This window comes from Streptomyces sp. NBC_00726 (genome assembly GCF_045161735.1).
Taxonomy (GTDB): Bacteria; Actinomycetota; Actinomycetes; order Streptomycetales; family Streptomycetaceae; genus Streptomyces.
Map to the genome: position 1 here is coordinate 6,057,271 of NZ_CP108983.1, position 19,252 is coordinate 6,076,522.

Sequence of the window (19,252 nt, forward strand, 5' to 3'; positions counted from 1 at the left end):
ACGCATGAGGTTCAACGGCACCATGCGCCGCGGACTCGGCGGCACCGCCGCCGCCGTCGCCGCGATGGCCGCGCTCACGGCGTCCCAGGCACCCCAGCTCGCCGCGCACGAGGAGACCCCGAAGCACCGCCAGGAGGCGGACGACGTGGTCTGGTCAGAGGTCCCCAACGACGACTCGTACCACACCGAACTGCCGCCGCTGAAGAGCCCGGAGCCGCCGAAGAAGGGCGAGAAGCAGAGCCCCGCGGCCAAGCGGTCCTGGGCCGAGGCCGGCGTCCCGGCCACCGTGCTCGCCGCCTACCGCAGGGCCGAGACCACCATGCGGCGCGGCGACCCGGGCTGCCGGCTGCCCTGGCAGTTACTGGCGGCGATCGGCAAGGTCGAGTCCGGCCACGCGGCCGGCGGCCGGGTCGACAAGAACGGCACCACCGTCTCGCCGATCCTCGGCCCGGTCCTCAACGGCGCCGGGTTCGCCGACATCGCGGACACCGACGGGGGCGTCTACGACGGGGACGCGACATACGACCGGGCGGTCGGCCCGATGCAGTTCATCCCCTCGACATGGGCGCACTGGGGCCGCGACGGCAACGGCGACGGCCGCCGCGACCCGAACAACGTGTACGACGCGGCGCTCGCCGCCGGGGCCTACCTGTGCGCCGGTACGCGCGATCTGTCGATCCCCTCCGACATGAACCGGGCGATCCTCAGCTACAACCACTCGGAGACGTATCTGCGCACGGTGCTGTCCTGGCTGGAGTTCTACCGCAAGGGCATCCACCCGGTCACCGATGGCACGGGGCCCGTCCCCAGGAGCCCCGGCGCGGGCGGCCCGAGCAAGGCCGGGCACCCCGTGGGCGGCTCCGGCTCCAAGGACGACGACGGCGGCATCGAGGTCGGCCCGCAGCCCGGCACCAGCACCCACCCGACCGCGCCGGGCACCCACGACCCCGGCCCGGACCCGAGCACCACGCCCGGCCCGGACCCCACGGACACCACCGGCCCCTCGCCCGACCCCTCGGACCCCGGCTCCCCGGACCCGAGCACGACCCCCGACCCGGACCCGACCACGACGAAACCGGCCCCGGGCTGCACGACCACCCCGACCCCCGACCCGACCGGCACCACCGAGCCCACCGGCTCCCCCTCACCCGACCCCATGGAGACCGCCGAACCCTGCACCACACCCACCCTGCCGCCCACGGCTGACTAGGCGCCCGCCAGCACCTGGGCGAGGTCGTAGCGGACGACCTCCTCCAGCTGGGCGTACGTGCAGCTGTCCGGCGTACGGTCGGGCCGCCAGCGGCGCCACTGGGCGGTGTGCCGGAAGCGGTCGCCCTCCATGTGGTCGTACGCCACCTCACAGACCCGCTCCGGCCGCAGCGGCACCCAGGACATGTCCTTCTTGCCGGACCAGCGGCTAGGGGCGCCCGGCAGCCGGGCGCCCGCGTGCGCCTCGGCCTCGGCCCAGGCGTGCCACGGGTGGTCGTCGGCGCCGGTCAGCAGGGGTGCCAGCTCGGTGACCAGCTCCGCGCGGCGCTTCATGGGGAAGGCCGCGCACACCCCGACGTGCTGGAGCGCGCCGCCGTCGTCGTACAGGCCGAGCAGCAGCGAGCCGACGACCGGGCCGCTTTTGTGGAAGCGGTAGCCGGCCACCACGCAGTCCGCGGTGCGCTCGTGCTTGATCTTGTACATGGCCCGGACGTCCGGCCGGTACGGCGCGTCGAGCGGCTTCGCGACGACCCCGTCGAGCCCCGCCCCCTCGTACCGCTCGAACCACTCCCCGGCCCGGGCCGGGGCGGTCGTGGCCGGGGCCAGGTACACCGGCGCCGACGCCCCGGCGAGCGCCGCCTCCAGGACCGTGCGCCGGTCCGCCTGCGGGGTGTCCAGGAACGAGTCGTCGCCCAGCGCCAGCAGATCGAAGGCGATCAGCGCGGCCGGGATCTCCCCGGCCAGCAGCCGCACCCGCGAGGCGGCCGGGTGGATGCGCTCGCTCAGGCGGTCGAAGTCGAGCCGCCCGTCGTGCGCGACGACGATCTCGCCGTCCACCACGCACCGTTCCGGCAGATTGTCCCGGACCGCGTCCACCACCTCGGGGAAGTACCGGGTGAGCGGCTTACCGGTCCGGCTGCCGATCACCACCTCGTCACCGTCCCGGTGCACGATCGCCCGGAAGCCGTCCCACTTGGCCTCGTACTGCATGCCCGGCGGGATCTTCTTCACCGACTTGGCGAGCATCGGCTTCACGGGCGGCATCACCGGCAGGTCCATGGCCCGATTGTGGACCGTACGGCAACCGGAGTCTCCCGATATGCGGCATATGTGTGCCCGGCCTACCGTGGCCGACATGGCAGCAGCGGGCACAGCGGTGGAGCTGGACGCGGCCGGGCGGGCGGTCCGGCTGTCGAATCCGGACAAGGTCTACTTCCCGGCGAAGGGCTACACGAAGCGGGACGTCGCCGAGTACTTCCTGGCCGTCGGCCCCGGCATCCTGCGCGCCCTGCGCAACCGGCCCACCACCCTCCAGCGGTTCGTGGACGGCGTCGAGGGCGAGTTCTTCTACCAGAAGCGCGCCCCCAAGAACCTCCCCGACTGGATTCCCACCACCGAGATCGCCTTCCCGAGCGGCCGGTCCGCCCGGGAGATGTGCCCCACCGAGGTGGCCGCCGTCCTCTGGGCCGCCAACCTCGGCACCCTCACCTTCCACCCCTGGCCGGTCCGGGGCGGGGACACCGACCACCCCGACGAACTGCGCATCGACCTGGACCCGCAGCCCGGCACCGATTACGCCGACGCGGTCCGCGCCGCCCACGAGCTGCGCGGTGTCCTGGAGGAGCACGGGCTGCGCGGCTGGCCCAAGACCTCCGGCGGGCGCGGTATCCACGTCTTCGTACCCATCGAGGCGCGCTGGACCTTCACCGAGGTGCGGCGCGCCGCGATCGCGGTCGGGCGCGAGCTGGAGAGCCGGATGCCGGACCGGGTGACCACCGCCTGGTGGAAGGAGGAGCGCGGCGAGCGGATCTTCGTCGACTACAACCAGACCGCCCGCGACCGCACCATCGCCTCCGCCTACTCCGTACGGCCCTTCCCGCACGCCCCGGTCTCCGCCCCGCTGCGCTGGGAGGAGCTGGACGACGCCGAGCCCCGCGACTTCGACCTGCGCACCATGCCCGTGCGGTACGCGGAACACGGCGATGTGCACGCCGGCATGGACCAGGAGGCGTTCCGCCTGGACTCGCTGCTCGAACTCGCCGACCGCCACGCGAGCGACGGCGGCCCCGGCGACCTGCCCTACCCGCCCGAGTACCCGAAGATGCCCGGCGAGCCCAAGCGCGTGCAGCCGAGTCGCGCCCGCCGGGACCCGGACGACCGGGCGTGAGCGAGCCGGAGCACGGGGCGCACGGGCGGCCGCTGACCCGGGGCCAGAAGTGGCAGGGCTTCAAGGAGTCCCCGTACTTCCCGGCGATCGTCCTGCTGTTCATCCTCTCCGCCGCCGCCGGGCTGTTCGCCGGCTCCTACACGTACGCGATGGCCAACCCGACCCCGCACAGCGTCCCCACCGCCGTGGTCACCGAGCCGGACACCGAGCGCGGCCGGGAGTTCGTCGCCGGGATGGACAAGGCTCTGGACGCCTCCCTGGTCATCCACGTCTATCCGACGGCGGCCGCCGCGCGCGAGGCCCTGGAGGAGCAGCGGGTCTTCGCCATCGTGCGGTCCGGCGGCCGGGGGGTGTCCCTGGACGTGGCCGCGGCCTCCGGGGCGGCCGTCGCCCAGCTGCTCGCCGAGTCCGCCGTGAAGGTGGGGGACGCGCTCGGCATCCCGGTCGCCGTGCGGGACGTCAAACCCCTCCAGAAGGGCGACCCGCGCGGGCTCGCGCTCTTCTACATCTCGCTCGCCGCGGTGATCGTCGGCTTCGTGGGCTCCATTCAGCTCAGCGTGCACGCCCGGTCGTTGATCCCGCTGGAGCGGATCGGCTTCACCGTCGCGTACGCGCTCCTCGGCGCCTTCGCCATCGCCGCCGTGGTCGACTGGCTGCTCGGGGCGGTGGACCTGCCCTTCGTCGAGTCCTGGCTGATCCTCGCGTTCACGATGTTCACCTCGGGCATGGTCTTCACCATGTTCAACACCCTGATCGGCCGCTGGGCGATGCTGCCGACCTGGGGCGTCATGGTGCTCCTGGGCAACCCGTCGTCCGGCGGAGCCGTCTCCTGGCCGCTGCTGCCCTCGCTCCTCGGGCACATCGGACGCTGGCTGCCGCCGGGCGCCTCCGTGAACGCCCAGCACACCGCCGTCTACTACCAGGGCCACCAGCGCGTCTTCCCGTATCTGGTCCTCGCGACCTGGTCGCTGGTCTCGTGCACCGTCTTCTGGGTGTGGCGCCACCGGCACCCCGGCGGCCGCGCGCACATGCCGCAGCACGCGGCGACGGTCACCTGATCCGTCAGACGTATTTTGCGACTCGCCCACCGGGCTTGGCGGCTCTGGGGCGGACTTTGTCCTTACTGTGGGTAAGCGATTTTCCCGGGCCCGTCACGGCCCGTCGCCAAAGCCTCGGCAGCAGCAGTGGGGAGTTCGACATGGACCGCAGAAGTTTCAGCCGGCGGATGCTGATGGGCGGCGGGGCCGTGGCGGCGGCCGGGGTGGCCTCGCTGTCCCTCCCGGCACCCGCCGCCGCCCAGCCGCACCGGGTCCGCCGCGCGCCCGCCGGGGGAGTGGTCCGGCACATCAAGATGTACGTGGAGAAGCTGGCGGACGGCCGGATGGGCTACGGGCTCGAAAAGGGCAAGGCCACCGTGCCCGGCCCGCTCATCGAGCTCGACGAGGGCGACACCCTGCACATCGAGTTCGTCAACACCCTGGACGTCCCGGCCGGGCTGCACGCGCACGGCGTCGACTACGACATCGCCAGCGACGGCACCCGGATGAACCACAGCACCGTCGAACCCGGCGCCACCCGCACGTACACCTGGCGCACCCACACCCCCGGCCAGCGCCCGGACGGCACCTGGCAGCCCGGCAGCGCGGGCTACTGGCACTACCACGACCACGCCGTCGGCTCCGACCACGGCACCGGCGGCATCCGCGAAGGGCTCTACGGGCCACTGATCGTCCGGCGCCGGGGCGACATCCTGCCGGACAAGACCATCACGATCGTCTTCAACGGCATGTCCATCAACAACACCCCGGCCGGGGAGAGCCCGGACTTCACGGCCACGCTCGGGGACCGGCTCGAAGTCGTCATGATCACGCACGGCGACTTCTACCACACGTTCCATATGCACGGTCACCGCTGGGCGGACAACCGTACGGGCATGCTCACCGGCCCCGACGACCCGAGCCGGGTGGTCGACACCAAGATCGTCGGCCCGGCGGACTCCTTCGGCTTCCAGGTGATCGCGGGCGAACACGTGGGCGCGGGCGCCTGGATGTACCACTGTCATGTGCAGAGCCACGCCGACCGGGGCATGGGCGGCATGCTCCTCGTAGCCGGCCCGGACGGCACCGTCCCCGGACACGACGGATAGACGGCTCAGGGGCGGGCGGCCGCGCCGAGGCGCCGCTGCTCCTCCTCCACGATCCGGCGGGCCAGCTCGCCCTCCGACACGTCCACCGCGTCCGGCGTCGTCTCGGCGACATCACTGCGCCGGGCGTACGCGTCGAACAGCCGCTCCTTGCGGGCCACGATGTCCAGCATGCGCCGGTCGATGCTGTCCGTGGCGAGCAGCCGGTGCACCCGGACCGTCCGTATCTGGCCCATCCGGTGCACCCGGGCCACCGCCTGATGCTCCGTCGTCGGCTTGATCTGCGGTTCGCACAGGATGACGACGGACGCGGCCTGCATGTTCAGCCCGACCCCGCCCGCCTGGATCTGGCTCAGCAGCACCGCGTGCCCGTCCGCCGCCGCGAACGCGTCGACCAGCTCCTGGCGCCTGGCCGCCGCCACGCTCCCCGTCAGCACTCCCGACACCCCGTCACCGAGCGCCCCGCGCACCGTCTCCAGGACCTCGCGGAAGTACGAGAACACCACGACCTTCAGACCGTTGCCCGCCGCCTCCGCGACCAGCTCGCGCAGCCGGTCCAGCTTGGCGGAGGTCTCCGGCCGGGCATAGGCCGCCCGGCGCATCCGCATGAAGTGCCCGTCGGCCACCGCCTCCCGGTACGCCAGCAGGTCGCCCTCGCTGAATTCCTCCCACTCGTCCACCTGGACCACGGCGGGCAGCTCGGCGAGGACGTCCTCCTGATTGCGCCGCAGATAGGCGGGAGCCACGGCCCGGCGGAACGCCCGCGAGCCCGCCGCGCCGTGCCCGGCGCCGACCGAGGGGGCCAGCTCGGGCCGGAGCCGGCGGACCAGGCTGCGGAACTCCTCCACCCGGTTCTCCATCGGCGTCCCGGTCAGGAACAGCACCCGGTCCGTCCGCCCCGACCAGCCGGCGACCGCGCGCGAACGACGGGTCTCCGGGTTCTTGACGTAATGCGCCTCGTCCACCACCAGCATCCCGGGCCGCACCCCGCTCTCCCCGGCGTCCGGCAGGGTGTGCAGCGCGTCGAAGGTGGTCAGCGCGACCCCGCCGGAATCCCGCCACTCCGCGAACGCGGCCCGCCGCTCCGGCCCGTGCACCGGCAGCGCGCGCAGCGTGGACCTGGTCCGGACCTCCCGCGTCCAGTTGATGAGGACGCTCGCCGGGCACACCACCAGGAAGTGCGTCTCCCCGTGCGCCGCGAGGTGGGCCAGGGCCGCGATGGCCTGGACGGTCTTGCCGAGCCCCATCTCGTCGCCCAGGATCACCCGCTTCTGGACGAGCGCGAACCGGGCACCGAACGACTGGTAGCCGCGCAGCGAGACCCGCAGCCGGGCGTCGTCCAGCCGCAGCCCGCGCACCCGGTCGGCGATCGCCGACGGCAGGAACCCCTCCGCCGCGTCCCGGTCCGGCCCCGAGCCGGAGAGCTCCGCGAGCAGGCTGTAGTACTCGGCGGACCGCAGCTCGAAGTCGACCCAGGCGGCGGCCGGGGACCCCGGCGCCCGCAGCAGATCGGCCGACACCTGGGCGAACAGCGACGGCAGCCCGCGCCCCACCGCGTCGGCGACGGCCGCCCGCACCCCGGCCACCGCCTCCCGCGCCCCGGCCCGCGACCGCCGCCCCGCGAACAGCATCCGCAGCCGCCCCCGCGCCGGACCGGCCGCCGTCAGCAGCGGATCGAGGCGCCCGGCCAGCGCCCGCGCCCCGTCCACCGCCCGCCGCGCGTCCGGGCCCGCCGCCACCAGCCCGTACACCGCGCCGAGCAGCGCGGTCACCGCCTCGTTCCGGTCGTCCACATCCACGCGGACCGCGACGGTGTCCCGCACCGCGTGCGCGATGCCGCCCGCCGCCGCCAGGGCCTGATCGGCCGTCTGGGCGCCGACGCCGGGGATCTGGCGGAGCTCGTAACGGTTCGCGCCGTACACCTGGCCGACCGTCGTGAAACCCGCCTGCTCGATCGCGCCGAGACGCAGCCGGCCCTCGGTGACGTCCTTCAGCCGGGAGACGGGGATGGCGGCGAGATCGGCGCGCACGAGGGCGTCCAGCAGCGGGTCCAGGCAGGTCCGGACGGCGGTGACGGCCCGGGTGTGGTCCGCGAGGACCCCGCGCGCCGCGTCCAGCAGACCGTCGGCGCGGAGGAGCAGTTCCCGCGCGGCCCGCCCGGCCGATGCTCCGCCCTCGGTCATGTACGTCCCTCTGTCTCCGCGACCCCGCCGCCCTTCGCGTACGTGGCTCATATCGTCCCATGCGGCATCGGCGACCCGGCCGGGCGGACACCTCATTGACGCGGCGTTGATCAGTCGTTTATCGCGGCAGGGCACTGTGGCCGTCATGCTGATCAACACCGCGACCGACCCCGCCTTCGCCTGGCAGGAGACGGCCCTGTGCGCCCAGGCGGGCCCCGAGTTCTTCTTCCCGGCCCCCGGCAGCTCCACCCGTGAGGCCAAGCAGCTCTGCAACGCCTGCGAGGGACGGCAGGCGTGCCTGGAGTACGCCCTCGACAACGACGAGCGCTTCGGCGTCTGGGGCGGCCTGTCCGAGAAGGAGCGGGAGCGGCTGCGCAGAGTCGGCCGCGTGCGGGCCTGAAACACCCCCGCACGTGCGAGACTTCGGCCTCCATCGTTTTCGTACGCGGACCCCGTGACCGTGGCGGAAGCCGCGTCGGCCTGGAGGAGGAGCCGAGTTGAGCGAGTACGACTATGTCGTCGTCGGGGCGGGTTCGGCCGGCTGCGTGCTGGCCGCGCGGCTGTCCGAGGACCCCACCGTGCGGGTCGCCCTGGTCGAGTCGGGCGGCCCCGACCGCAAACAGGAGATCCGGATCCCGGCCGCCTTCCCGCAGTTGTTCAAGACCCCGTTCGACTGGGACTTCAGTACGGTGAAACAGCCGGCGCTCGGCGGCCGTGAGCTGTTCTGGCCGCGCGGCCACACCCTGGGCGGCTCGTCCTCGATGAACGCGATGATGTGGGTACGCGGACACCGCGACGACTACGACGCGTGGGCGGAGTCCGCCGGACCGGACTGGGCCCACGACGCGATCGTCCCCTACTTCCGGCGCGCCGAGCGCTGGTCCGGCCCGGCCGGCGACACCACGGTGTACGGCACCGAGGGCCCGCTCCACATCGCGCCGCCCCGCAGCCCGTCCCCGCTGACCGCCGACTTCGTCACCGCCTGCCGCGACGACGGCCTGACCTTTCTGCCCGAGCTGAACGCGCCCGACCACAGCGGGGTCGCCCTCACCCCCGTCAACCAGCGGCGCGGCCGGCGCTGGAGCGCGGCCGACGGCTATCTGAAACCGGCCGCCCGGCGCGCCAATCTGGACATCCTCCCGCACACCCGGGTCCGCGTCCTCGCCTTCGACGGCGACCGGGCCACCGGGGTGGAGACGGAGAACTCCGGCACACTCACCGCCCGCCGCGAGGTGATCCTCAGCGCCGGCGCCATCGGCTCCCCGCACCTGCTGCTGCGCTCCGGCATCGGCGACCCCGGCGAACTGCGCCGCGCGGGCGTCGAGGTGCGCGCCGCGTCACCGGACGTCGGCCGCAACCTCCAGGACCACCTGTCCTTCGCGGTCACCCTGCACTGCCCGCGCCCGGTCACCCTGACCGGCGCCGACACCCCGAAGAACATCGCCCGCTACCTGCTCACCGGGCGCGGACCGCTCAGCTCCAACCTGGCGGAGGCCGTCGCCTTCGTCCGCAGCGCCACCGCCCCGGCCGCCCCGGACCTGGAACTGATCTTCGCCCCGGCCCCGTTCATCGACCACGGACTGACCCCGCCCACCGAACACGGCATCACGATCGGCGTCATCCTGCTCCAGCCCGAGAGCACCGGCCGCATCACCCTGGACACCGACCACCCGGACCCCCGCTCCGCCCTGCGCATCGACCCGGGCTACCTCGCGGCCGGCGCCGATCTGCGGCGCATGATGGACGGCGTCCGCCACGCCGAACGGCTCTTCGCCCACACCGCCCTCGCCCCGCACACCTCGACGCCCATGGGCCACTACCCGGGCGAGGTGGACGACGACCGCCTGGCCGAGGCGATCCGGACCGGGGCGGAAACCCTCTACCACCCCGTCGGCACCTGCCGGATGGGTGAGGACCCCGGCTCGGTCACCGACCCCCGGCTCCGGGTGCGCGGCGTCCGCGGCCTGCGCGTGGTCGACGCCTCGGTCATGCCGCGCATCACCCGGGGCCACACCCACGCGCCCACGGTCGCCATCGCCGAGAAGGCCGCCGAACTGATCAGGCAGGACGCCCGGGGCTAGGGCCCAGGGGCCGCCGCAGGGCCGGGATCAGGACGGGATACGGAACGTCTCCCCGTACATCTTCCAGGTCAGCGGCGGCTCCAGGGACAGGTTCTCGTCCTCAAGGAAGACGCGCTGCGCGGTGTCGATGCGCGAGGTGTCGTGCCGCTGGTTCTTCTTCGACTTCATCACGGCCCGCGAGGCGTCCAGGAAGATGTCCAGATACGCCGACTCGTCACCGCCCTCCGCGACCGTGTCCGCCTCGGCCAGTGCCGCCTGCCGGATGCCGTAGAAGGAATCCGCCTCGTGCCCCGGCCCCTGGAGCACCATGGTGTCGAAGTAGATGAACTGGCCCAGCGTGCCGAGACCGTCCAGCTTCGCCAGGCGCACCGCCGGCTCGAAGTACTGCTTGTCGCGGACCTCCTCCTGCGCCGCGCGGAACGCCGGGTCCTCGGCCGCCTTCTGCCACGCACCCGTGAACCCCGGGTCCAGGCCCTCGTGTGACCCGGTGCCGTCGACCTTGCGCAGCGCGGGCAGATACGGAGCGAGCGGATTGTCCGGGTGGTCCTTGGTGAACGCCTCGACGAACGCCAGCATGTCGTGCGTACCGGAGCAGAAACCGACGAGCCCGGCCGCGTAACCGGTGCCGTCGCCGCTGTCCTCGATCGTCGCGTACTGGGTGCGCCAGTCCAGCGTCGAGCCCTCCGCGCTGGCCAGCAGCTCCCACGCGATCTCGCGCATCTTCGGCGCGGCGAGCCCGGCCGGCGCCCGGTCGATCCGCTTGTTCATCGCCGCGCGCTCCGCGTCGTCCGCCTCCGCGAACGGGTCCGGGTTCACCGGCCCGGTGGCCGACGCCTCGGCGGCCTTGGGCGAGGCCGTGGGCAGTGCGGCGTCGTCGTCGCCGGTGTTGAAGAAGAGGGCGACGGCTATCGCCAGCGGCGCACCGATCAGAACGAAGCGGGTCACAGGTTTCACCGGCACAGCGTACGGTCCCCCTGCTCGACTGTTTCGGCCCGCCACCCTGCCGTGGCCACCGGCCCGCCGCCCCCCGACGGTCAGCCCTGGGCGCGGGCGGCCATCCGGGCCTTCCGGGCGGCCAGCTTCTCGTCGAACTTCGCGGCCTCGGTGTCCAGACCGTGCATGTACAGGCCCAGCTCCTCCTGGGCCTTCAGGCCGTCCGGGCCCAGGCCGTCGATGTCGAGCACCTTCAGATAGCGCAGCACCGGCTGGATGACGTCGTCGTGGTGGATGCGCATGTTGTAGATCTCACCGATCGCCATCTGCGCGGCCGCCCGCTCGAAGCCGGGCATGCCGTGACCGGGCATCCGGAAGTTGACCACGACGTCGCGCACGGACTGCATCGTCAGGTCCGGGGCCAGCTGGAACGCGGCGCCCAGCAGATTCCGGTAGAAGACCATGTGCAGGTTCTCGTCGGTCGCGATGCGGGCCAGCATCCGGTCGCAGACCGGGTCGCCCGACTGGTGCCCGGTGTTGCGGTGCGAGACGCGGGTTGCCAGCTCCTGGAAGGCCACATAGGCCACGGAGTGCAGCATCGAGTGCCGGTTGTCCGACTCGAAGCCCTCCGCCATGTGCGCCATCCGGAACTGCTCCAGCTTGTCCGGGTCGACGGCGCGCGAGGTGAGCAGGTAGTCCCGCATCACGATGCCGTGCCGGCCCTCCTCGGCCGTCCAGCGGTGCACCCAGGTGCCCCAGGCGCCGTCGCGGCCGAAGAGCGTGGCGATCTCGTGGTGGTAGCTGGGGAGGTTGTCCTCGGTGAGGAGGTTGACCACGAGCGCGATCTTGCCGATGTCGGTGACCTTGGACTGCTCGGCCTGCCACGCCTCGCCGTCCGCGAAGACGCCGGGGAAGTTCCGCCCGTCCGAGAAGGGGACGTACTCGTGCGGCATCCAGTCCTTGGCGACCTTGAGGTGCCGGTTGAGCTCCTTCTCGACCACCTCTTCCAGCGCGAACAGGAGGTGGGCATCGGTCCACGCCTGTGAACTGCCGAGATGGGGAGAAGTAATGGTCACGAGGGCTCCTGGGGACGGGAGAACTACCTACGGCTTCGTAGGTTACGAGACCGTAGGTTAAAGCGACGGTAAGGCTCTGGCCAAGCCCGAACGGGCGAGCGTCGCTCACTCTGCGTCACCGAAGGCCGGAGGGGGTGCGCGCCGGACCGGCACACACCCCCTCGTTTCCCGCGTCAGAGCCCGGCGCGCACCTCCTCGGCCGAGGTGTCCCGCAGCTCCCCGTCGAGCAGCAGCCAGCGGGTGATCCCCAGCGACTCCAGGAACGGCACGTCGTGGCCGGCCACGATGAGCGCCCCCTCGTACGCCTCCAGCGCCTCGGTCAGCCGTCGTACGCTCGCCAGGTCGAGGCTGTTCGTCGGCTCGTCCAGCATCAGCAGCCGGGGCGCCGGCTCGGCCAGCAGCAGCGCGGCCAGCGTCGCCCGGAACCGCTCCCCGCCGGACAGCGTCCCCGCCGCCCGGTCCGCCCGCGCACCCCGGAAGAGGAAGTGCGCGAGCCGCGCCCTGATGTGGTTGTCGGTGGCGTCCGGGGCGAACCGCGCCACGTTCTCCACCACGCTCAGCCCGTCGTCCAGCACGTCCAGCCGCTGGGGCAGGAAGCGCAGCGGGACGTCGGTCACCGCCTCGCCGGACACCGGTGCCAGCTCACCGGCGAGCGTACGGAGCAGCGTGGTCTTGCCCGCCCCGTTGCGCCCGACCAGCGCGATGCGCTCCGGACCGCGCACCTCGTACTGGCCCCGCACCCGTGCCCCGTAAGCGAGTTCCAGATCGCGCAGGACCAGCACGCCCCGGCCCGGATGGACCCGGGTGTGCGGCAGTTCGACCCGGATCTCGTCGTCGTCGCGGACCAGCTCGACGGCGTCGTCCAGGCGCTCCTTCGCCTCGGCCAGCCGCTCCGCGTGCATGATCCGGTGCTTGCCCGCGGACTCCTGGGCGGCCCGTTTGCGGGCCCCCATGACGATCTTGGGCTCGCGCTTCTGCTCGTACATCTTCTGCCCGTACCGCTTGCGCCGGGCCAGTTTGACCTGGGCCTCGGCCAGTTCGCGCTTCTGCCGCTTCATGTCGGCCTCGGCGACGCGCACCATGCGCCCGGCCGCCTCCTGCTCGACGGCCAGCGCCTCCTCGTACGCGGAGAGGTTGCCGCCGTACCAGGTGACGGTGGAGTCCCGCAGGTCGGCGATCTGGTCGACCCGCTCCAGGAGTTCCCGGTCGTGGCTGACGACGACGAGCACCCCGTGCCAGGCGTCGACCGCCGCGTACAGCCGCTGTCTGGCGTACAGGTCCAGGTTGTTGCTCGGCTCGTCGAGGAGCAGCACATCGGGCCGGGCCAGCAGCAGCGCGGCCAGCCGCAGCAGCACGCACTCGCCGCCGGACATCTCGCCGATCGTGCGGTCGAGCCCGATGTGGCCGAGGCCCAGCCCGTCCAGGGCGGCGCGGGCCCGCTCCTCGACGTCCCAGTCGTCGCCGACGGCGGTGAAGTGCTCCTCGCCGACGTCACCGGCCTCGATGGCGTGCAGCGCGCGGCGGACCGCGTCGATCCCGAGCGCGGCGTCGACGCGCAGCTCCGTGTCCAGGACCAGATTCTGCGGCAGATAGCCCACCTCGCCGGCGACGCCGATCCGGCCCCCGGTGGGTTCGAGTTCCCCGGCGAGCAGCCGGAGCAGGGTGGACTTCCCGGCCCCGTTGAGACCGATGAGCCCCGTGCGGCCGGGACCCACGGAGAGGTCCAGGCCGTCCAGGGCCCGGCCGCCGTCGGGCCAGACCAGGGAGAGCGACGAACAGGTGATGTGGGCGGTGGGGGCAGACATGAGGAATCTCCCGGTTGCGAGGAAGGACAGGGCAACGGGACGAGACACCGGCCACTGGCATTCGACGCGTTCCGGGAGGAATTCCGGGATCGCGGAGGGAAGGCCCTGGTCGCGGAGGACGGCTCGGAGAGCTGAGGTCGCACTCGGGCGCGCGGACACGGCGAAAGCCGGTCATGGCACGCGACACGGTGTCTCGGGACCTCAGACCTTCAACGGCCTGCTCCAATCGGCGACGACAAGGACACCGGAAACGGTACGCGGGACGAGGAGAGGGGGCAATCGAATTAACGGCCGCGCGGAAGCGGCCCCGGCGGTCTCAGCAGGGACCGAACAGCTCGGTCAGGCTCCGGTCCAGGCCGAGGAACCGGTGCTCGTGGCCGCAGGGCACCAGCTCCTGGGCCCGCCGCAGGAACCGCCGCAGCTCCGCGGTGCGCACATGCACCATCGCGATCCCCTCGGCGGCGTGGAACTCCAGCACCGTACGGTCGTAGCCGAACGGCCTGATCCGTACGTCCCCGAGCCCGGACGGCACCTCCATCCCGGCGGCGAGCAGATCCCGGGAGAACTGCCAGGACACCTCGGTCCCCTCCAGCGTCGCCGGTGCCGGGAACGCCATGCGTACGGCGAAGGGGTCCGCCCGGTCGTAGCTCAGGACGGCGGGCAGGGTCTCCATCTGCGGCGCGGACGCCACCATGCGGGCCTGTACGGACTGTGCGATGACCGTGGACACGAACCTGCTCCCTCTCGCGACCGGACGAACGGTTCCCGGCACCCGTACAGACGGCGGAACCCGCCGATCCGTGCACCGGGAGACGGCGTGAGCTGTGTCACCGCGCACACCGCTGCCTGTTCAGGTGCCCCGTTCCGGCCGGAGCACCCGTCAGAGCCGCTGACGGTACGGGGCGAGCGCGTCCGAGGTCTTGGTCGCGATGAACTCGGTGATCCGGTACGCGCAGACGCCCTCGACCACGAACGGATCGGTCGCCGCCAGCTCCTCGATGGCCGCCCGGTCGTCCCCGACCGCGAGGATCACCCCGCCGTCCCGGGGGTTCTTCCGACCGGAGGCGATGAACACCCCGGCCTCGTACTGCCGGTCGAGCCAGGTGACATGCGCGCTCAGCGCGGCGTCGACGCGGTCCAGCGGGGCGGTGTAGGACAGCTCAAGTACGAACATGATCTCAGGCTACCGGCGGGGACTTTGCGGACACGCCCTAGGGTGACGCACCATGACAGCGCTTCAGATGCCTTCCGACGCCGCCGAGGCCCGTGCCGTGCAGGAGGCCCTGCGCGGCCGGGTGATCCTCGACGAGCCGGGCCCGCCGCCGGGGACCGGGCGGGTGACCGGGGTCGACGTCGCCTATGACGACGAGCGCGACATCGTGGTGGCGGCGGCCGTCGTGCTCGACGCCGCGACGCTGGCGGTGGTGGACGAGGCGACCGCCGTCGGCCGGGTCAGCTTCCCGTACGTCCCGGGGCTGCTGGCCTTCCGCGAGATCCCGACCGTGCTGGCCGCCCTGGAGAACCTGGGCACCGGCCCCGGGCTCGTCGTCTGCGACGGGTACGGCAGGGCCCACCCCCGCCGCTTCGGCCTCGCCAGCCACCTCGGCGTTCTCACCGGGCTCCCGGTCATCGGCGTCGCCAAGAGCCCGTTCACCTTCACCCACGAGCCGCCCGGACCGGAGCGCGGGGACCAGTCGCCGCTGCTGGACGGGGCGGAGGAGGTCGGCCGGGCCCTGCGCACCCGGGCCGGCACCAAGCCGGTCTACGTCTCCGTCGGGCACCGCACCGGCCTGGACAACGCCGTCGCGCACACCCTCGCGCTCGCCCGGGACTTCCGGCAGCCGGAGACGACGCGCCGGGCGGACTCCCTGTGCCGCAGGGCCCTGCGCGAGGCGACCGGCTGAAGCTCAGCGCACCGCCGCCACCCGGAACCGCAGCCCCGCCGCCACCAGCCGGTCCAGCAGGGCGTCGCCCATCGCGGCGGCCGTGGTGACCTGCCCCGAGGTGGCCGGCAGCTCGTCCAGCGCCAGGCACAGCGCCGACTCCGCGAGCATCTTCGCCGTCTCGTCGTACCCCGGATCGCCGCCCGACACCTCCGTGAACACCCGCCGCCCGCCGCCCTCGCCGACGAACCGCACGGTGAACCAGCTGCGCCGCCTGCGCTCCGCGTCCGGGCCCGCGCCCGGCTCGTAACGCCCCATCAGCCACTCCCGCGCGGCCGGTACCTGCGCCGCGCCGAGCAGCACGCCGAGCGCGGCGGTGCCCCCGAGGGCCACCGGGAGGCGCTTGACCGAGGCGTAGTGGCGGTAGCGGAAGTCGGGGCCGTAACGGGGCAGCGCCTTCGCCGAGCGGGCGATGATCCGCGCGTCGAGCGTCGGCAGCGGAAGCGCCCAGGTGCCTGTGTCCGGGCTGAAGCGGGGGCGGCCGAGCGGGGCGTGGACACGGCGGCCGGCGAGCCGGGGCTCGTACAGCCGGCGCTCCTTCGCGGCGCGCGCCGTCTGCGCGCCCCGGCCCATCGCGGTGAGCGCCGAGGCGAACGTACCGCCGGAGAAGACGGCGTTGCTGCGGACGAAGCCGTCGATGCGCAGCGGCACGTCCTCGGGCAGCTGCCGGACCGTGAAGTAGGCGCCGAGGTCGTGCGGCACGGAGTCGAAACCGCAGGCGTGCACGATGCGGGCGCCGGTCTCGCGGGCCCGGGTGTCGTGCGCCACGTACATCCGGTCCACGAACTCCGGCTCGCCCGTCAGGTCCGTGTAGTCCGTGCCCGCCTCCGCGCAGGCGGCGACCAGCTGCTCGCCGTACCAGACATAGGGGCCGACGGTCGTCGCCACCACGTGCGTGGACTCGGCGAGCTCGCGCAGCGAACCGGGTTCGGCCGCGTCCGCCTCCAGCAGCGGCAGGTCCGCGCAGCGCGGATCGAGGGCGGTCAGCCGGGCGCGCAGCTTCGCCAGCTTGGCGCGGTCGCGCCCGGCGAGGGCCCAGCGACAGCCGTCGGGGGCGTGCCGGGCCAGATACCCGGCGGTGAGCGCGCCCACGAAACCGGTGGCGCCGAAAAGGACTACGTCATAGGGGCGTGCGGGCCCGTTCTGCCTGTTCACGAAAGCCTCCACGGAGGACGGCGCCGGACGGAGCGAGCAGAGGTTAGCGCGGCCGCCGTGGCGGTGTGCGGGCGGGAGGGGGTCATGGGGGAGTATCCATGAGTATCCGCGAGAAGAACTAAGCGCTTGCTCGGCCCAGGGGGTTGTGCGGAGCGCGGTGCGTTCCTAGCATCATCGGTGTTACATCAGTTGTGTCATACCGCTGGGGGCTCGATGGCGAGTACAGGTAACGGCCCGCGCGGCCCGCGCGGTCCCCTCGACGGGCTTCGCGTGGTGGAACTCGCCGGCATCGGCCCCGGCCCGTTCGCCGCGATGCTGCTCGCCGATCTGGGCGCCGACGTGGTGCGCGTCGACCGCCCCGGCGGCGCCGGACTCGGCATCGACCCGGCCCGCGACCTCACCAACCGGAACAAGCGCTCCGTGCTGGTCGACCTCAAGGCCCCGGACGGCCCGGCCACCGTCCTGGACCTGGCCGCCCGCGCCGACGTCCTCATCGAGGGCTACCGGCCCGGCGTCGCGGAACGCCTCGGCGTGGGCCCCGAAGCCTGCCTGGCCCGCAACCCGAAGCTCGTCTACGGCCGGATGACCGGCTGGGGCCAGGACGGACCGCTCGCCGAGCGCGCCGGACACGACATCGCGTACATCGCGCTCACCGGCACCCTCTCCATGATCGGCCGGCCGGACGAGCCGCCCACCGTCCCCGCCAATCTGGTCGGCGACTACGCGGGCGGCTCGCTCTACCTCGTCATCGGCATCCTCGCCGCCCTCCAGCACGCCCGTACGCCCGGCGGCACCGGACAGGTGGTCGACGCGGCGATCGTGGACGGCGCCGCCCACCTCGCCACGATGATCCACGGCATGCTCGCGGCCGGCGGCTGGCAGGACCGGCGCGGCGCCAACCTGCTGGACGGCGGCTGCCCGTTCTACGGCTCGTACGAGACCGCCGACGGGCAGTACATGGCGGTGGGCCCGCTGGAGCAGCGGTTCTACGACGCGTTCGTGCAGCTCCTCGGGATCGCGGACACCGTCCCGGACCGGAACGACCTGGCCCGCTGGGACGAGCTGCGCGCCGCCGTCGCGGACCGGTTCCGCAGCCGCACCCGCGCCGAGTGGACCGAGGTCTTCGACGGCTCGGACGCCTGTGTGGCGCCGGTCCTCTCGCTCCGTGAGGCCCCGCACCACCCCCATCTCGCCGCCCGCGCCACCTTCGTGGAGCACGGCGGACTCACCCAGCCCGCGCCCGCGCCCCGCTTCTCGGCCACGCCCACGTCCGTGCGCACCGGGCCCGTCCTGCCGGGCGCCGACACCGAAGCCGTCGCCGCCGACTGGGACGTGCCCGGCCTGCGGACCACCCGGAAGGACACCACGCCCTGATGCAGCGGCAGATCTTCACCGAAGAGCACGACGCGTTCCGCGAGACCGTGCGCACCTTCCTCGCCAAGGAGGTCCTTCCGCACTACGAGCAGTGGGAGAAGGACGGCATCGTCTCCCGCGAGGCGTGGCGCGCCGCCGGCCGGCAGGGCCTCCTCGGCCTCGCGGTGCCCGAGGAGTACGGAGGCGGCGGCAACCCCGACTTCCGCTACAGCGCGGTCCTGGCCGAGGAATTCACCCGGGCCGGCACCCCGGGGATCGCGCTCGGCCTGCACAACGACATCATCGGCCCGTATCTCACCGGCCTCGCCACCGACGAGCAGAAGCGGCGCTGGCTGCCCGGCTTCTGCGACGGCGAGATCATCACCGCCATCGCCATGACCGAACCCGGCGCAGGCTCCGACCTCCAGGGCATCCGCACCACCGCCGAGGACAAGGGCGACCACTGGCTGCTCAACGGCTCCAAGACCTTCATCTCCAACGGCATCCTGGCCGACCTGGTGGTCGTCGTCGCGAAGACCACCCCGGAGGGCGGCGCGAAGGGCCTCTCGCTGATCGTGGTCGAGCGCGGCGCGGAGGGCTTCGAGCGGGGCCGCAACCTCGACAAGATCGGCCAGAAGTCGCAGGACACCGCCGAGCTGTTCTTCAACGACGTGCGCGTCCCCAAGGAGAACCTGCTCGGTGAGCGCGACGGCGCCTTCATCCACCTGATGACCAACCTCGCCCAGGAACGCATGGGCATAGCCGTCGCCGGGATCGCCGCCGCCGAACACCTCCTGGAGATCACCACCGCGTACGTGAAGGAGCGCGAGGCGTTCGGCCGGCCGCTCGCCAAGCTCCAGCACATCCGCTTCGAGATCGCGGAGATGGCCACCGAGTGCGCCGTCACCCGGGCCTTCCTGGACCGCTGCATCGTGGACCACTCCGACGGCACCCTCGACGCCGTGCACGCCTCGATGGCGAAATGGTGGGCGACCGAACTACAGAAGCGTGTCGCCGACCGCTGCCTCCAACTGCACGGCGGCTACGGCTACATGGCGGAGTATCCGGTGGCCCGGGCGTTCACCGACGGCCGCATCCAGACCATCTACGGCGGCACGACCGAGATCATGAAGGAGATCATCGGCCGCTCGCTGCTCGCCTGACCCGTTCGCCGCCCACCACGCTCGCGCCACCACCCTCGAAA

Annotated in this window: 17 protein-coding genes; 9 read left to right on the forward strand and 8 right to left on the reverse strand. The window is 72.7% G+C overall.

Annotated features, from left to right (window positions below; translation table 11 throughout):
* Positions 1-4 precede the first annotated feature (4 nt).
* The gene (locus OG338_RS26925) at positions 5-1,210 is read left to right on the forward strand and encodes a lytic murein transglycosylase (protein WP_405939814.1); all 1,206 of its coding nucleotides are present in this window, start codon (positions 5-7) and stop codon (positions 1,208-1,210) included.
* Here the strand turns inward: OG338_RS26925 and OG338_RS26930 are convergent.
* Positions 1,207-2,268, reverse strand: coding sequence for an ATP-dependent DNA ligase (locus tag OG338_RS26930; protein ID WP_405939815.1), 1,062 nt, complete (start codon positions 2,266-2,268; stop codon positions 1,207-1,209). The genes OG338_RS26925 and OG338_RS26930 overlap by 4 nt on opposite strands.
* Before the next feature lie 97 nt (positions 2,269-2,365).
* Between OG338_RS26930 and ligD the strand changes: the two genes are divergently transcribed.
* From ligD to OG338_RS26945, 3 genes are all read left to right on the forward strand, one after another.
* Positions 2,366-3,376 carry a non-homologous end-joining DNA ligase gene (gene ligD, locus OG338_RS26935; protein WP_405940537.1) on the forward strand — a complete coding sequence of 337 codons (1,011 nt, stop codon included), beginning with the start codon at positions 2,366-2,368 and terminating at the stop codon, positions 3,374-3,376.
* The gene (locus tag OG338_RS26940; RefSeq protein WP_405939816.1) at positions 3,373-4,434 is read left to right on the forward strand and encodes an ABC transporter permease; all 1,062 of its coding nucleotides are present in this window, start codon (positions 3,373-3,375) and stop codon (positions 4,432-4,434) included. The genes ligD and OG338_RS26940 overlap by 4 nt, the downstream gene beginning before the upstream one ends.
* Positions 4,435-4,574: 140 nt before the next feature.
* Entirely contained in the window at positions 4,575-5,522 is a 948-nt protein-coding gene (locus tag OG338_RS26945) for a multicopper oxidase domain-containing protein (protein WP_405939817.1), read from the forward strand.
* 5 nt (positions 5,523-5,527) lie between these two features.
* Here OG338_RS26945 and OG338_RS26950 read toward each other — a convergent pair whose 3' ends face one another.
* Entirely contained in the window at positions 5,528-7,702 is a 2,175-nt protein-coding gene (locus tag OG338_RS26950; RefSeq protein WP_405939818.1) for a DEAD/DEAH box helicase, read from the reverse strand.
* Positions 7,703-7,847: 145 nt separating this feature from the next.
* Between OG338_RS26950 and OG338_RS26955 the strand changes: the two genes are divergently transcribed.
* Both OG338_RS26955 and OG338_RS26960 read left to right on the forward strand, forming a co-directional pair.
* Positions 7,848-8,102 carry a WhiB family transcriptional regulator gene (locus tag OG338_RS26955; protein ID WP_405939819.1) on the forward strand — a complete coding sequence of 85 codons (255 nt, stop codon included), beginning with the start codon at positions 7,848-7,850 and terminating at the stop codon, positions 8,100-8,102.
* Between the two features lie 97 nt (positions 8,103-8,199).
* Positions 8,200-9,783 carry a GMC family oxidoreductase gene (locus tag OG338_RS26960; RefSeq protein WP_405939820.1) on the forward strand — a complete coding sequence of 528 codons (1,584 nt, stop codon included), beginning with the start codon at positions 8,200-8,202 and terminating at the stop codon, positions 9,781-9,783.
* Between the two features lie 27 nt (positions 9,784-9,810).
* On the opposite strand, the gene OG338_RS26965 is transcribed toward OG338_RS26960, so the two are convergent.
* From OG338_RS26965 to OG338_RS26985, 5 genes are all read right to left on the reverse strand, one after another.
* Entirely contained in the window at positions 9,811-10,728 is a 918-nt protein-coding gene (locus OG338_RS26965; protein ID WP_405940538.1) for a chitosanase, read from the reverse strand.
* An 89-nt stretch (positions 10,729-10,817) separates the two neighbouring features.
* The gene (locus OG338_RS26970; RefSeq protein WP_405939821.1) at positions 10,818-11,792 is read right to left on the reverse strand and encodes an acyl-ACP desaturase; all 975 of its coding nucleotides are present in this window, start codon (positions 11,790-11,792) and stop codon (positions 10,818-10,820) included.
* Positions 11,793-11,965: 173 nt separating this feature from the next.
* Positions 11,966-13,597, reverse strand: coding sequence for an ABC-F family ATP-binding cassette domain-containing protein (locus tag OG338_RS26975; protein WP_405939822.1), 1,632 nt, complete (start codon positions 13,595-13,597; stop codon positions 11,966-11,968).
* Between the two features lie 316 nt (positions 13,598-13,913).
* Positions 13,914-14,327 (reverse strand): SsgA family sporulation/cell division regulator, encoded by a 414-nt coding sequence (locus OG338_RS26980; protein WP_405939823.1) that lies wholly within the window; start codon positions 14,325-14,327, stop codon positions 13,914-13,916.
* A 150-nt stretch (positions 14,328-14,477) separates the two neighbouring features.
* Positions 14,478-14,771, reverse strand: a complete 294-nt coding sequence (locus OG338_RS26985; RefSeq protein WP_405939824.1) for a YciI family protein — start codon at positions 14,769-14,771, stop codon at positions 14,478-14,480.
* A 67-nt stretch (positions 14,772-14,838) separates the two neighbouring features.
* On the opposite strand from OG338_RS26985, the gene OG338_RS26990 reads away from it, so the two are divergent.
* Positions 14,839-15,501, forward strand: a complete 663-nt coding sequence (locus tag OG338_RS26990; RefSeq protein ID WP_405940539.1) for an endonuclease V — start codon at positions 14,839-14,841, stop codon at positions 15,499-15,501.
* A 3-nt stretch (positions 15,502-15,504) separates the two neighbouring features.
* On the opposite strand, the gene OG338_RS26995 is transcribed toward OG338_RS26990, so the two are convergent.
* Positions 15,505-16,695, reverse strand: a complete 1,191-nt coding sequence (locus OG338_RS26995; protein ID WP_405939825.1) for a saccharopine dehydrogenase family protein — start codon at positions 16,693-16,695, stop codon at positions 15,505-15,507.
* Between the two features lie 213 nt (positions 16,696-16,908).
* On the opposite strand from OG338_RS26995, the gene OG338_RS27000 reads away from it, so the two are divergent.
* Together OG338_RS27000 and OG338_RS27005 are read left to right on the forward strand one after the other, a co-directional pair.
* Positions 16,909-18,069: a CaiB/BaiF CoA transferase family protein gene (locus OG338_RS27000; RefSeq protein WP_405939826.1), complete on the forward strand. Its 1,161-nt coding sequence runs from the start codon at positions 16,909-16,911 to the stop codon at positions 18,067-18,069.
* A complete protein-coding gene (locus OG338_RS27005; RefSeq protein WP_405939827.1) occupies positions 18,069-19,211 on the forward strand; it encodes an acyl-CoA dehydrogenase family protein in 1,143 nt (380 codons plus the stop codon). Before OG338_RS27000 ends, OG338_RS27005 begins: the two co-directional genes overlap by 1 nt.
* Positions 19,212-19,252: the final 41 nt, after the last annotated feature.

Coding starts and splice junctions, on each gene's coding strand:
- OG338_RS26925 (WP_405939814.1), top strand. CDS start 5: ATGAGGTTCAACGGCACCATGCGCCGCGGACTCGGCGGCACCGCCGCC.
- OG338_RS26930 (WP_405939815.1), bottom strand. CDS start 2,268: ATGGACCTGCCGGTGATGCCGCCCGTGAAGCCGATGCTCGCCAAGTCG.
- OG338_RS26945 (WP_405939817.1), top strand. CDS start 4,575: ATGGACCGCAGAAGTTTCAGCCGGCGGATGCTGATGGGCGGCGGGGCC.
- OG338_RS26950 (WP_405939818.1), bottom strand. CDS start 7,702: ATGACCGAGGGCGGAGCATCGGCCGGGCGGGCCGCGCGGGAACTGCTC.
- OG338_RS26955 (WP_405939819.1), top strand. CDS start 7,848: ATGCTGATCAACACCGCGACCGACCCCGCCTTCGCCTGGCAGGAGACG.
- OG338_RS26975 (WP_405939822.1), bottom strand. CDS start 13,597: ATGTCTGCCCCCACCGCCCACATCACCTGTTCGTCGCTCTCCCTGGTC.
- OG338_RS26985 (WP_405939824.1), bottom strand. CDS start 14,771: ATGTTCGTACTTGAGCTGTCCTACACCGCCCCGCTGGACCGCGTCGAC.
- OG338_RS26990 (WP_405940539.1), top strand. CDS start 14,839: ATGCCTTCCGACGCCGCCGAGGCCCGTGCCGTGCAGGAGGCCCTGCGC.
- OG338_RS27000 (WP_405939826.1), top strand. CDS start 16,909: ATGGCGAGTACAGGTAACGGCCCGCGCGGCCCGCGCGGTCCCCTCGAC.
- OG338_RS27005 (WP_405939827.1), top strand. CDS start 18,069: ATGCAGCGGCAGATCTTCACCGAAGAGCACGACGCGTTCCGCGAGACC.